The organism is Bacteroides caecimuris (assembly GCF_001688725.2).
In the GTDB taxonomy this organism is placed as follows: Bacteria; Bacteroidota; Bacteroidia; order Bacteroidales; family Bacteroidaceae; genus Bacteroides; species Bacteroides caecimuris.
Genome location: NZ_CP015401.2, coordinates 1,185,806 through 1,198,652, shown reverse-complemented (window position 1 = coordinate 1,198,652; position 12,847 = coordinate 1,185,806). Strand labels below are relative to the sequence as shown.

The 12,847-nt window shown below is 40.0% G+C and carries 10 protein-coding genes and 2 pseudogenes; 4 read left to right on the top strand and 8 right to left on the bottom strand.

What is annotated here, in order from left to right; all coding sequences use genetic code 11:
- Positions 1–4: 4 nt before the first annotated feature.
- Positions 5–1,081, top strand: coding sequence for a hypothetical protein (locus tag A4V03_RS04910; protein ID WP_065538158.1), 1,077 nt, complete (start codon positions 5–7; stop codon positions 1,079–1,081).
- A 382-nt stretch (positions 1,082–1,463) separates the two neighbouring features.
- Here A4V03_RS04910 and tnpC read toward each other — a convergent pair whose 3' ends face one another.
- The 4 genes and pseudogenes from tnpC to A4V03_RS04890 all read right to left on the bottom strand — a co-directional run.
- Positions 1,464–3,029, bottom strand: a complete 1,566-nt coding sequence (tnpC, locus tag A4V03_RS04905) for an IS66 family transposase (RefSeq protein ID WP_158213959.1) — start codon at positions 3,027–3,029, stop codon at positions 1,464–1,466.
- A gap of 77 nt (positions 3,030–3,106) precedes the next feature.
- Positions 3,107–3,454 carry an IS66 family insertion sequence element accessory protein TnpB gene (gene tnpB / locus A4V03_RS04900; RefSeq protein ID WP_236588664.1) on the bottom strand — a complete coding sequence of 116 codons (348 nt, stop codon included), beginning with the start codon at positions 3,452–3,454 and terminating at the stop codon, positions 3,107–3,109.
- Between the two features lie 7 nt (positions 3,455–3,461).
- Positions 3,462–3,839: a hypothetical protein gene (locus tag A4V03_RS04895; RefSeq protein WP_236588665.1), complete on the bottom strand. Its 378-nt coding sequence runs from the start codon at positions 3,837–3,839 to the stop codon at positions 3,462–3,464.
- A gap of 124 nt (positions 3,840–3,963) precedes the next feature.
- Positions 3,964–4,176: pseudogene (locus tag A4V03_RS04890) on the bottom strand (IS66 family transposase); the annotation flags it as partial.
- A 125-nt stretch (positions 4,177–4,301) separates the two neighbouring features.
- Between A4V03_RS04890 and A4V03_RS04885 the strand changes: the two are divergent.
- Together A4V03_RS04885 and A4V03_RS21640 are read left to right on the top strand one after the other, a co-directional pair.
- Positions 4,302–5,855 carry a tyrosine-type recombinase/integrase gene (locus A4V03_RS04885; RefSeq protein WP_065538155.1) on the top strand — a complete coding sequence of 518 codons (1,554 nt, stop codon included), beginning with the start codon at positions 4,302–4,304 and terminating at the stop codon, positions 5,853–5,855.
- Positions 5,837–6,556: pseudogene (locus A4V03_RS21640) on the top strand (tyrosine-type recombinase/integrase); the annotation flags it as partial. The gene A4V03_RS04885 and the pseudogene A4V03_RS21640, both read left to right, overlap by 19 nt.
- Here the strand turns inward: A4V03_RS21640 and A4V03_RS04875 are convergent.
- The 4 genes from A4V03_RS04875 to A4V03_RS04860 form a co-directional block, all read right to left on the bottom strand.
- Complete coding sequence (locus A4V03_RS04875; protein ID WP_236588666.1) at positions 6,524–7,084, bottom strand: radical SAM protein; 561 nt, start codon at positions 7,082–7,084, stop codon at positions 6,524–6,526. The pseudogene A4V03_RS21640 and the gene A4V03_RS04875 sit on opposite strands and share 33 nt — an antisense overlap.
- A 334-nt stretch (positions 7,085–7,418) precedes the next feature.
- Positions 7,419–8,234 carry a tyrosine-type recombinase/integrase gene (locus tag A4V03_RS04870; protein WP_283106146.1) on the bottom strand — a complete coding sequence of 272 codons (816 nt, stop codon included), beginning with the start codon at positions 8,232–8,234 and terminating at the stop codon, positions 7,419–7,421.
- 95 nt (positions 8,235–8,329) lie between these two features.
- Positions 8,330–9,526, bottom strand: a complete 1,197-nt coding sequence (locus A4V03_RS04865) for a heparin lyase I family protein (protein WP_065538153.1) — start codon at positions 9,524–9,526, stop codon at positions 8,330–8,332.
- Between the two features lie 122 nt (positions 9,527–9,648).
- Entirely contained in the window at positions 9,649–10,197 is a 549-nt protein-coding gene (locus tag A4V03_RS04860; protein ID WP_065538152.1) for a DUF4738 domain-containing protein, read from the bottom strand.
- A 112-nt stretch (positions 10,198–10,309) separates the two neighbouring features.
- Between A4V03_RS04860 and galB the strand changes: the two genes are divergently transcribed.
- Complete coding sequence (galB, locus tag A4V03_RS04855) at positions 10,310–12,757, top strand: beta-galactosidase GalB (RefSeq protein ID WP_089280691.1); 2,448 nt, start codon at positions 10,310–10,312, stop codon at positions 12,755–12,757.
- The last annotated feature ends 90 nt before the right edge of the window (positions 12,758–12,847 follow it).

Sequence of the window (12,847 nt, the reverse complement as noted above, 5' to 3'; positions counted from 1 at the left end):
TATTATGATTGTTGATGAAAAATATAGAGTAAATATATATCTCGACACAAATATATTGGTGGATTATATTGAAGGTACTTATCCTTTATTAAATAAGTCAATAGATTATTTGTGTTCATGCCCTTTTGTCAATTTACGGTCTTCTCACTATGTTTTATTTGAATACACAGAAGTTCGTAAATATCAACTATTTATGTCCAAATCAAGCAAAATAGAATATACAAGTTTTAAAGATAAGTTATATTCTTTCTTTTGCAGAAAAGACAAGGAACTAGACAAAGATGCTATAAAAGCAAGAATTAAAAGAACATGGAACAGAAATAGTGTAGATTATAATCATATAAAAGTTGAAATCATCAATAAAATTCAAGAGGAATTAAACTGTTTACGGAATGAGTTGAATTTAGATTTCGATGAGCACGTCTTACATGAGGCATTGGTGTTTCCAACAAATAGTCTTTGTTTATCTACTAAAATTTCAAAAGAAGATTGCTTGGTTTTAGTTTCATGTATGCATCCCAAGGAAGATAAAAAACTGGAGCACTGTATATTATTAAGCAGAGATGACCAGTATTATAGATCTTATCAAAATAATATCAATGATGTTGATTCTGTCTTTCAAGCAAGCAACTTAGTACTACCTCAATTTATACACACAAACAAAATCAAACATCATCAGAATAAACAATTAAATCTGTATAAAAACACTTCCATAGATATAGCAGATGTATGGAATGATATTATATGTTCCGCCTTAAAATCCAAACATTCAGATTCATATATAGGAGAAACCTATTCTTATGGCAAAAGTGGCATCTCTGCTCAATGTATATATTTTGATACTAAAAACCTCAATATTACACTTCAAAAATCAGAAGGTTTGTTGTTTATCTCAAAAGATTTAAAAACAAAAATCTCAATTGCGGGTCCTTTTGAGTACATGAATAATGGCAATAATATTACTTTGCCACATCGGAATCCACAATTTACCAAATATTCATTTCTTCCGAATTCTGTCGCACCAGATGATCTTGTAAAATTGAGAAAAAAAGGGAATCTTGTTTTCTATGAAAATTATTAAACGAAAGCACCGGAAAATTTAGTTTTCGGTGCTTTCGTTTAATAACATATTCCTACCCTATTGAATTCATTCCATCTATCAAATCTTGATAGGTGGTCACTTTGTGCTACTTTACATTGGCGGTTGAAATTGAATTGAAAAGTTTTCTACACAGTCGATTTTGACTTTCTATATAGCAGATAAATCCATTGACAACATATAGCCTTTGGTTTCAGCGTAAGCATTTGGTAAACCCCGTCTCACGAGGTCTTTAAAGATATTGAGATATCTCTTAAGAATTCCGACTTTTCTCTGAAAGTAAGCATTCGGTAAACCACGTTGCAAATTTTGTGAATTAGTTCCGAATCGGTGCTATTCGTAGCTGATTCGGAACTAATAGTATCTATTCGGAACAAGTTTGATAGGATTTTGTCCAATTACGTGGTAGAAGTTCTTCCATATTCTTCTCATCCCTCTCATAATATGGGATTTTGCTCAGGACATCTTCCATCCAGATTCTGGGGTCTACTTCTGCTGATTTGCAGGTGGCTATCAGTGAGTATACGATGGCAGCCCTGTATGCGGATGCATCGTTGCCGCAGAACAGATAGTTCTTTCTTCCCAAAGCCAAAGGTCTTATAGCATTTTCTATACGGTTGTCATCAATTTCGATTCTTCCGTCGTTTGCGTATCTGGAAAGTCTTGGAAGAAGCGTGTACGTATATTCGATGGCTTTACCCATACGGCTTTTAGGAAGCACTCTAAGATAGGTGTCCTGCAACCATTTTTCAAATTCAAGTATCAGCGGATAGGCCTCACGAATACGTTTTTCCTTACGCTCCTCAGCTGTGAGTCCGGCTTCACCGGCATCAGACTCTACCTTGTACAGCCTACCGATGTAATGAATCGCCTGTGTGGCCAGCGTCCTGTTTTCTTCCAGGGCATCCACGTACTTCCTTCTGACATGTGCCCAACAGCCGACCAGAGTGATTCCTTTCATCTGCTCAAACTGTTCGTAAGCTGCATAGCCGTCACATTGTACAATGCCATGGTAGCATCCCAGCAGTTCACGGGCTACCATACCCGAACGGCTGCCACGGTCATAATGGAACATGACGTCCCCCGTGATACCATCGCGTACGCACCACTCATACCCCTTTTTCGCCTTATGTTTCTCATTGTCCAGCACAGGAACGACACTCTCGTCCACTTGTATATACTCACTGGAGAGTATCTTCTGTTTGAGCAGGTTGTACAGCAACCTGAGTTTCTCCACCGCCATTTCATACCATCCGCACATGGTAGATTCGCTTATGCTGATTCCTGATTCGCGATACTGCTGTATCAAACGATAGAACGGGAGATGATACATGAACTTACCGATGATAATGTCCGTCAGGACCGAGGCGCCTGCCATACATTTACTGACCGGAACAAGAGGTAGAGGGTGAATCAGAATCTGCCTTTCCTCAGGGTATTTCTCCATATCGGACTTACTTATCACTTTGTGACGGACAGTCTTCAGGATATATAATTTTGCCGGAACACGTTCCAGGCGTGAACTCTCTTCCTTTCCGATTTCAATGAAATCATCCTTAAGCCGACCTTCCGCATCAGTTGTCCCTTCGGGGTAAAGATCAACAACCTCTACCGAAAGAGAAGATGTATCCAAGGGCTTGCGAGCCGGCTTCTCCCTGACTTTTATGGTTCTGGTGATTTCTTCATCGCTTTTGCGGACTTCCTCCTTCATTCGGGATATTTCCATGGAGGACATTTCTGCTTTTGAGAACAGGAACAGTTGGTTGGGATCGAGCGGAAGATTCTTCTCGCTCATCCGGCCAAAGACTTTTTTCCGAAGCCAGTATAGGGATTGTTCCAGTGAGGAAACCCTGCTGATAAGCGCCGCTTTATCATGACGGAGCTGCTCTAATTCTTCCAATAAGGCTTTTTCCTGTTCTTCCGTAAGCATCTGCATCTCATTGTTTCACAATGTAAATATACTAAAATCCAATGACATACAAAAGCAAACAGAGTAAAAAATGGGTACTATTTTCGAAGTTTCTTCAGGTTTTCAAGTCTCGTGCGACGGGAGTCGCGGTCTTCCATGATACCCTCCACAATCATGACAAGTTCCCGCCATTCTATATTTGTACAGACCTCATTGTCATTGGCAGAATCAGGTTTTCCTAAGGTTCCTGCTTCCAGAAGTTTGGAGTACAGCACCATGCCGCCCGGCTCCCAATGCAGGAGCTTTATACGATTACGGGCACGGTTTATGAAGATATACACATTGCCGTTGCAGGGGTCCTGACCCATGGCGTCGGTGATGACACCGCTGAGAGTATGAAAACTTTTGCGCATATCAGTCGGGCGGTTATATAACAGATAGCGCATGCTGTCATTAAGGTTGAACATGGCTGCAGGCCTGGATGATTGAAAACAGTTCCTTTTCATTTAGCTCACCGCAAATGCATATGGCACTACCGGCCGGGGTACGTATTTCTATCTCTTTCAATCCGTTTGGCGTGGCCGGTGTGCTTTTCTGTTTCCGTCCGGTTGTACCGGCAAATGAAGGAACAGGAACAAAAGATCCGCTGTGCGGAAGCTCGATAAACTCACCTTGAGCCGTTTTACCAGATGATTGCTCGGCGGCATAACGGGATTTGCTGTCATAAAACCGCCATATGGGGATATTGAGTTCCTCTAATCTTGACTTATAAGTCACTTTGTGCTCTTTGCAGTAGTTCATTATCTCTGCTACTTCTTCTCGTGTCATCATAACTTTGCTTTTTGGACGTAAAGTTAATGACGGAAGTTTGAGGAAAAAATACGTGGTTTACCGAATGCTTACCTCTGAAAAAGTTCCAGTTTTTAAGAGACATCTCTTACTTTTTAGGAGATTCTTAAATGATTGCACGCTCTTTGAACGAGTAAGGAAGCAACTCAGCCAAGTCCTTTGAGTAATCATTATCATACTCATGAACGTGGTTAAGGAAGTAGTTCATCCACTCATTGAAGTCTACGCCTACCGCTTTGCAGCATCCCATCAGAGAGTAAATCACAGCAGCATCTTCAGCTGCTTCATGATTGCCGCAGAAGAGATAGTTCTTGCGGCCTTATGTTGGCATTATATTTATGTTGGCATCATAGAATAAAATATTGTAAATCAATCTATAAGATTTTTTTCACTACATAAAATTATGCATATTTTTATGGGACCTCAAATGGAACCACAAACAATATGCTGGAATTATTATTTAAAAGTGAATCAAATCTCCTTAAGCATAGAGGTGTTCCTTTATTAAAGGAAAGAGAAGATTTTCTCGTTAGGAAGCAATCGGAAGGATGCCAAACAAGAGAATTGCAAATTCTTGCATCTCTTTTACTAGAAACTGTAAATATCTTATCTCTTAAGGATAAAGATAAGTCTATTATCACTCTGGATGAGATCTTAGAAAAAAGTTCTCTTTTCAGAAATCAAAAACAAATCAAATTCTTCATCAGTACAACCATCAATTGGTTAAATGAAATAGGGCGTCTCGACCTAAGGTATTGTGATCATAATTTATTATTCAATCATTTTAGCACAATATGCCATTATCGCATTAGGTATATCACCTATCCCATGTATCACGAAAGACTGTCTTATTTAAATTATATGCAGTCACTTGGAATGTCATTTAATAGACTTCGGGAACATGCAGAAATGCAACTCCATATTATAGATGAATTAGGAATAAGTGAAAAAAAGATAATACACCAACATGTCTTAGACAAGACAATTATTAGGTTAGCTGCGTATAACAGTCTTAAATGGATGAAAACCTTTAAAGCGGTTTCAATAAAATGGCTAAGTTTTATTGGTATACTTGAACGTTCTCAAGAGCAACTCCCACGTGATAATGATTTAATTATTGAATATATTAATTGGTCTAAATCAATGAAAGGACTTTCTGATATTACATTAAAAGGAAGACATTCAAGGATAAATGATTTCTCTTTCTTTATTCAGGATAAAACAGACTTAGCCCATTTAAATATTTCTGTGATTGACGAATATATACAGTATAGACACAATGCAGGATGTTGCAAACGAACTCTTTCTCTCCTTACAACAAATATCAGAGAGTACGTAAAATTCTTAAACTTCAAAGGAATCTGTGATATTTGTGTAGAAGGAATACGCCATCCTAAAGAGTACAGTTTATCAACATTGCCCTCTGCACCTTCTTGGGATATTGTAGAGAAATTGTTGTCCTTTTATGATATCTCTACAAAAGTAGGCAAACGTAATACTGCGATATTAGCCCTACTTTCAATTTATGGCTTAAGAACGAGTGAGGTCACAAGACTTAAATTGAGAGACATAGATTGGGATAAAAGACAGCTATGTTTCTATCATGTAAAAAATGGGCATGTGCAAAGCTTACCATTATCACCGTATGTCTACAATCTTTTAATTGATTATATCGTAAATGGAAGGGACAACAAAAGAAAAGTTGAGGAGGTTTTTATGACTACATTCATGCCATATAAGTCTTTAACAAGATCATGCATTTATAAGATTGTTTCGGATGCATACAAAGGACTTAAAATACCAATCAACATAAAACACATTGGTGGGCATTCTTTGCGCCATGCGTGTGCTTCCAATCTAATCAACAATGGTGTTTCTTTAAAAGAAATCGGGGACATCCTGGGGCATCGATTACAAGATACAACCAGAATCTATTCAAAAATAGATATTACTAATCTGCGTAAAGTCTCACAAATAGAATGGGAGGTCATGTTATGAATATAAAAGAAGCCATTCATCTCTATCTTTCCTATAAGGAAAGTCTGGGAGAAAAGATTAGAGATGTAAGATATTTCTTACTGCGCTTTGAGAGATATATAAATCCTATTGTTGAACTTGATGAGATTAAAGAAACAGACTGCCAGAACGTCTTAAACTGTAAAGGACGTAAAAATAATAATTATACTCGGTATTGGGATTATCAATTCTGCAAGCTTGAACGCTTCTTCGTGTGGGCATTTTCCAGAAAGTTTATACATTCTATCCCGTTACCCAAAATTCGTCCTACAATCAGACATGATTTTACACCGTATATATATAGTACGGATGAATTGAATAAAATTTTTGCTACTGCACTTTGTTACCGACAACGATATAATATTGAATATCCGTATGTCATACAAACAATGTTGAAATTGACTTACTGTCTTGGTTTGCGTTCTGGTGAAGCGACACGACTATTAGTTGAAGATATAGATCTAAATAATGATTTGTTATATATCAATGAAACGAAATTCCATAAGAGTAGACTGGTTACAGCAAACGCTCCAGTTATGAAAATGCTAAAATTATATCTTGACTGGAGAAAGAGTATAGTAAAAGAAAATCATTTTGTCGACAATCATTTATTCCTTGATAAAAGAGGAAATGGAGTACCTCAACATGAATTACAACAAGCATTCCGTCTTATTTGTACCAAAGCAAATATCGTTCGTAAAGATGGTAAAAATGTGCGTCTCCATTGCGCCAGAAACACATTCGTTATCGCCCCAAATTTGTCGTATCATAGCGAGATTCCTTTCAAAAATCGCATGATGGTCTAACTCCTTATTTTGCAGTGGACGGTTCATGTCATGCAAATCCTTTGGACCATCCAAAGAAGTAGAAATCATACATTTGTGCTTCTTCAGATATTTCACCATATCCTCATTGAGCAACGTAAGGTTGGTACAAATGACAAAATCCAATTCTCTTTTCTTAAAAAGATTCTGCCACTCGGCTTCTTCAATGATATACTTAACCATGTCAAAGTCCGTAGAAGGGTCGCCGCCTTGAAACTCTATTTTGATAACAGGAGAAGGTGACTGGAATATGGTTTTTACCACATTCTTTGCCGTCTTTTTTGTCATATCGGCAGAATGGTCTTCCATATTCTTACGGGCGACTTGGCAAAGCGTAAAGGAATACAGGTTTAGTCCGGTTCTTGTAGTATATATACAAGATTTCATTAAACCTGTTTTTCTAAAGTTGGAGAATCTTGCTTTCCAAAAAAGAAAATCTTAAAAGTAAAATATGACAGGTTTAGTTTAGTCCTTGTAGTATATATACAAGATTCAATTAAACCTATTATTATAAACTCATCCGGCTGATTGCTTGATTATGCACTGAGTGGAAAACACACTCGGTGATTTTTCTTTTGGGAGGCAAAAAATATCAAATATAGGGAGTGATTTGAGGTTGGAACTTACTTCTTACGATTTTGTGTTGATTGGCTGAATTTTGAATGATTATGTTACTATTTTGTTAACCTAAGAAATCTATTGTTTTGTATATTATTGTAATTCAAATACATACAGTGATATTTTTATAATATTCCCATTTATGACGGAGCGTATAGGAAGTGACGGGAGATTGCAAATGTAATGCTCTTGCCAAGTCCTTCAGAGAATTATTAAATCGACAGAGAGCGGACTGATATTCCCGGTAACCTCTTTCATCTGTCCGTTTTTTATCCCCACGAAGAATATCAAATAGATAATCCGGACAGTCAGGATGAGAAGTTTCCTTGCTACGAAGCTGATTAATTATTTCCTTTGCAGTATTCAGCACTTCCACACTCATCGGGGTTTTGGTTTTGATACGATTGTATCGCAACACATTCTGATCGAGTGCCGATTTCTCCAGATGAGCTAAATCTGCAAACGACATGCCACAAAATTGAAACATCAGGGCAGCAATGGCTTGCGTACGACGTAAACGTTCCGACTGGGGATCTTCATACAGAAGTTTATACAACTCTGAAACGGACAACGCTTTCTTCTGACAGACATCGACTCCCGTATACACATCATGAAACAGCCGCGGAATATAAGGCGCACTGCCTGCTTCCACTCCCCGATTGTAAATACTACGAAGCATACGCATGTACGTAGAAATCGTATTGAGCTTCAAGCCACACTCGTAAAGATACTGACCGTAACATCGTAAACGCTCGCGGGTGATCTGCCTGAACGACACATTAGACGTGCCGCAAAATTTGCTGAAAGAAAAGATGGCATTTTTGTAAACATGTGCTGTAGAATACCGTCCTTCCTTCCGCAAACGACCGATGTAAGATTCCGCACATCGGCTAAATCCATTTTTGTTCATCATTTGCATCACTAATTATTTTTTAGATTATTAACCTATAAAAAAATATCCGGATGCTCACCAAAGGACATCCGGATACCACTCTCTTTCTACCTTTTAACTAATTACCTCTCTGAATAGTTTGCCAGATTGTAACATACCGGCTTCGTGCTATTACCTACGCGGTAAATACCGAACTTAAAGTAATAACCATCATCGTCGTTACGTCCAACCATGATTTTCTCATTGTCCACAATATGTTTACTAACTTTTTTCCCTTTTTCCTGATAGTCCATCTGTACATCAAGCATACCCGGCTTTACAATTGTTTCCGCCTCTTTGCCATAGACTGTCCAATCGATATGAATACGGAAGGTAATCCAACAATCTTTCGGAAAATCGGCGAAAGGCATTTTGTAAGCAATGGTCGATGCTTTATATGTAGATGTCACTGGTTTCATAACCGGTGTCTTTCCCGGATTTGCGTTGCAACGGTCGTCTTTATCTGTCAGCCATTTACGGTCGGAGTTTGCTTTAATATAGAACCATCCGCCAGAAAATCCGAATGCCAATGGAGGATAGCCACCTTGTTCCACCAGCCATCCGTTCGCCTTTCCGGCTTGATAAACAGGATTGCCTTGTTGGTCTTTCACCGGATTACCTTGCTTGTCCAGCTTGGGTTTCTTTTCGTATCCCATGTTTTTCTTAAAAATAGTAGTCTTGTCCAGTTCCATGAACTCATCTGCTGTCAGTTTCTTCACTTCACCCTGTGGAGTCTGTACCAAAGTACGATCCGGCATTCCATGCCATTGAGCAAAAATGGTGGAAACATCACTGCCTAACGTAGAAGGAATATATACCGAAAACTCATAATCGCGGGAAGCACCTTGCGGACAAATACCTTTTCCATGATGATATACAGTTTTCATTATTTGTGCTTTCTTATATGTATCGGCTGGCTTGCCTTTGAAATCATCGGAAGTTGCATAACAATAAGAAAATTCCGCACGCCCTTTTGTTTCCCCCGCTGCATATCCGGACAATGTGTTATCATCTTCTTTCAATTCAAAACGATAAGAAGGTTTTCCGTTGAACATAAGGTTGAAATCACGTTGAATGGCATGCGCTTTTTTAGTTCCGACTGCTACCCAACAACCATCTATAATCTGATTGACACATGCCGAATCTGCCTGTACATTTACACGCTCGGTCAGTGGCACCAAAGTCTGGGTTTCTATAGCCGGACTGGGTTTCTCGACTTGTTCAGCCATCGCCGTGCATCCTAATGCCAGCACGCAAATAATAAAAACGTTTTTCTTCATTCTATTCGGTATTAAATTTGTTGATGTGCAAAAATACGAAAGGCAGCCGATGAGGTTGCCTTTCGTTTGTCTAAAATGTTTTCACATTTGTGTAATTTTGCTGTCAATACCCGCCTGGAAGCTTAATTGGGCGCTTCATCGTTCAAATTTTCGTCAAGCATATCTACTTTCCGTATACTCATTTTTCCATCGGCGGTAATCGTTATAGAAAGCGGCATATACAAATCTGTCTGCGGATAACAAACACTTGCGGCATATACAATGCCCTGAGAAGTGGTCTTGTCGTATACAAGACCTTCCAATATAGATTTCGAGAGAAATTTCGCATCGACTACGGATGAAAAATCATTCTTGGTAAACGTCTTGTTCAATACCGTTTCGTTACCGCGTGTCAGGCGCAGCACTATTTTATTGTCGACATAAGTATCTCCCATCTCGTTTGTCACATGAGGCAGACTTTCGTCCGGAGTACGTGAAACAAAAGAATGATACTCTTTTCCTTTAAACTTAAAGTTTGTTTCGCTCTTAGACGTCTGCATACGCTGCAATCCGTGAGCATCTATACTGTCTATTCTTGCCAGCAGCGACTGGTTCTCTATTCCTTTTTTACCGCCACATGCACTCACCGCCACTGCCAACGGCAATAAAAGCCAATAAACTAGTTTTCCCATACGTAAGTTTTCTGTTTATAAATAGATGGCAAAGGAACAAAAAGAGCGGGATATTTACAAGTGTAACCGATATTTTTCTTACATTTGAAGATTTGATACCTGAAAATAGAAAATGAACATGAAACACCTCAAACAGTTATTAGCTGTATTTTTGATGGGCACCGCCTGCACCATGCAAGCGCAACGCAGTGAGGCACTGCTGGAAAAGAACTGGAAATTCAGTAAAGGAGACTTTAAAGAGGCTAGTCAGCCGGAGTTCAATGACACTAAATGGGAATCGGTTGTTATTCCACACGACTGGGCAATTTTTGGTCCATTCGACATGAACAATGATCTTCAGAATGTGGCAGTGACACAGAACTTTGAGAAAAAAGCTTCCTTGAAGACAGGACGTACCGGCGGTCTTCCTTATGTAGGTACCGGATGGTATCGTACCAGTTTTGACGCCCCTGCCGATAAAGAAGTGACACTACTTTTTGACGGTGCCATGAGTGAAGCGCGTGTCTACATCAATGGGAAAGAAGCTTGTTTCTGGCCTTTCGGCTACAATTCTTTTCATTGCAATGTGACTTCTTTATTGAATAAAGATGGTAAAAACAATACGCTTGCCGTGCGTTTGGAAAACCGTCCGCAATCTTCGCGCTGGTATCCGGGAGCAGGTTTGTATCGCAATGTACACCTGATTGTGACTGACAAGATCCATGTGCCTGTATGGGGAACGCAAATCACAACTCCTCACGTCAGCAAAGATTTTGCAGCCATACGTCTCCAAACGAAGATAGACAATGCCGGTGAGAAAACAGCCATCCGTGTAGAAACGGAAATTCTTTCTCCGGAAGGTAAAGTTGTTACCCACAAAGAGAATACAAGCCGCATTAATCACGGACAGCCTTTTGAACAAAATTTTATTATCAACGCGCCCGAACTCTGGTCGCCGGAAAGTCCGTCGCTTTACAAGGCTGTCTCTAAAATTTATGCGGATGATAAACTGGTAGATACTTACACCACACGTTTCGGTATCCGCAGCATTGAATATATTGCCGACAAAGGGTTCTACCTGAACGGGGAGCACCGCAAATTCCAGGGGGTATGTAATCACCACGATTTAGGTCCGTTGGGCGCCGCTATCAATGTAGCAGCACTGCGTCATCAGCTTACGCTATTGAAAGATATGGGATGCGACGCAATCCGTACTTCTCATAATATGCCGACTCCCGAACTCGTTGCGTTGTGTGACGAAATGGGATTTATGATGATGATCGAACCGTTCGACGAATGGGACATCGCCAAATGTAAAAATGGTTATCACCGCTACTTCGATGAATGGGCGGAACGTGATATGATAAATATGCTCCATAATTACCGGAATAACCCTTGCATCGTTATGTGGAGTATCGGCAACGAAGTACCGACTCAATGCAGTCCTGTCGGTTATAAAGTGGCCAAATTCCTACAGGATATCTGCCATCGTGAAGATCCTACCCGTCCTGCCACTTGCGGAATGGACCAGGTGACTTGTGTACTTGCCAACGGATTTGCAGCAATGATTGACATTCCGGGACTTAATTACCGTACGCAACGCTATCAGGAGTCATACGACCAACTCCCTCAGAATCTGATTCTGGGAAGCGAAACGGCTTCTACCGTCAGCTCACGCGGCGTGTACAAGTTCCCGGTGGAGGATAAGAAAGGGGCAAAATATGAAGATCATCAATGCTCTTCATACGATGTGGAAGTTTGTCCTTGGTCGAATATTCCGGACGAGGACTTTGCATTAGCTGACGATCATCATTGGACCATCGGACAATTCGTATGGACCGGATTCGATTATCTGGGTGAACCGTCACCATACGATACGGATTCATGGCCTAACCACAGTTCAATGTTTGGTATCATCGACCTTGCCAGTTTACCTAAAGACCGCTATTATCTTTACCGTAGTGTATGGAACAAGGAAGCGGAAACTTTGCATATCCTGCCTCACTGGACCTGGCCGGGACGTGAAGGTGAAGTGACTCCCGTTTTTGTGTACACTAATTATCCTACTGCCGAATTGTTTATCAATGGCAAAAGTTATGGAAAACAAAGCAAGAATAATAGTTCGCTAAAGAACCGCTATCGTCTGATGTGGATGGACACAAAGTACGAACCGGGTGAAGTGAAAGTAGTAGCCTACGACAAAAACGGAAAAGCGGTGGCTGAAAAAGTAGTCCGTACTGCCGGAAAGCCTCATCACATCGAACTGGTAAGCAACCGTAACGAACTGACTGCAGATGGAAAAGACCTGGCTTATGTGACTGTAAAAGTAGTAGACAAAGACGGTAACCTCTGCCCTGCCGATAATCGTCTGATAAATTTCTCGGTAAAGGGAACGGGTAAATATCGTGCTGCCGCCAATGGAGATCCGACGAACCTTGAACAATTCCATCTTCCGAAGATGCATGCATTCAACGGTATGTTGACAGCTATCCTGCAAGCTGGTGAAACTGCCGGAGAGATTGTATTTACAGCAAAAGCAAACGGAGTGAAAGCCGGAAATATTCGTATTCAGACGAAATAAGGTATACACTTCGGCATATAACAAACCTATCGGATTTCTTTACTAAAAAGAAGTCCGATGGGTTCTTCATACAACTATCTCCGAAACTTA

Coding starts and splice junctions, on each gene's coding strand:
- A4V03_RS04875 (WP_236588666.1), bottom strand. CDS start 7,084: ATGAAATCTTGTATATATACTACAAGAACCGGACTAAACCTGTATTCC.
- A4V03_RS04885 (WP_065538155.1), top strand. CDS start 4,302: ATGCTGGAATTATTATTTAAAAGTGAATCAAATCTCCTTAAGCATAGA.
- tnpB (WP_236588664.1), bottom strand. CDS start 3,454: ATGCGCTATCTGTTATATAACCGCCCGACTGATATGCGCAAAAGTTTT.
- A4V03_RS04895 (WP_236588665.1), bottom strand. CDS start 3,839: ATGATGACACGAGAAGAAGTAGCAGAGATAATGAACTACTGCAAAGAG.
- A4V03_RS04860 (WP_065538152.1), bottom strand. CDS start 10,197: ATGGGAAAACTAGTTTATTGGCTTTTATTGCCGTTGGCAGTGGCGGTG.
- A4V03_RS04865 (WP_065538153.1), bottom strand. CDS start 9,526: ATGAAGAAAAACGTTTTTATTATTTGCGTGCTGGCATTAGGATGCACG.
- galB (WP_089280691.1), top strand. CDS start 10,310: ATGAACATGAAACACCTCAAACAGTTATTAGCTGTATTTTTGATGGGC.
- A4V03_RS04910 (WP_065538158.1), top strand. CDS start 5: ATGATTGTTGATGAAAAATATAGAGTAAATATATATCTCGACACAAAT.
- A4V03_RS04870 (WP_283106146.1), bottom strand. CDS start 8,234: ATGCAAATGATGAACAAAAATGGATTTAGCCGATGTGCGGAATCTTAC.
- tnpC (WP_158213959.1), bottom strand. CDS start 3,029: ATGCTTACGGAAGAACAGGAAAAAGCCTTATTGGAAGAATTAGAGCAG.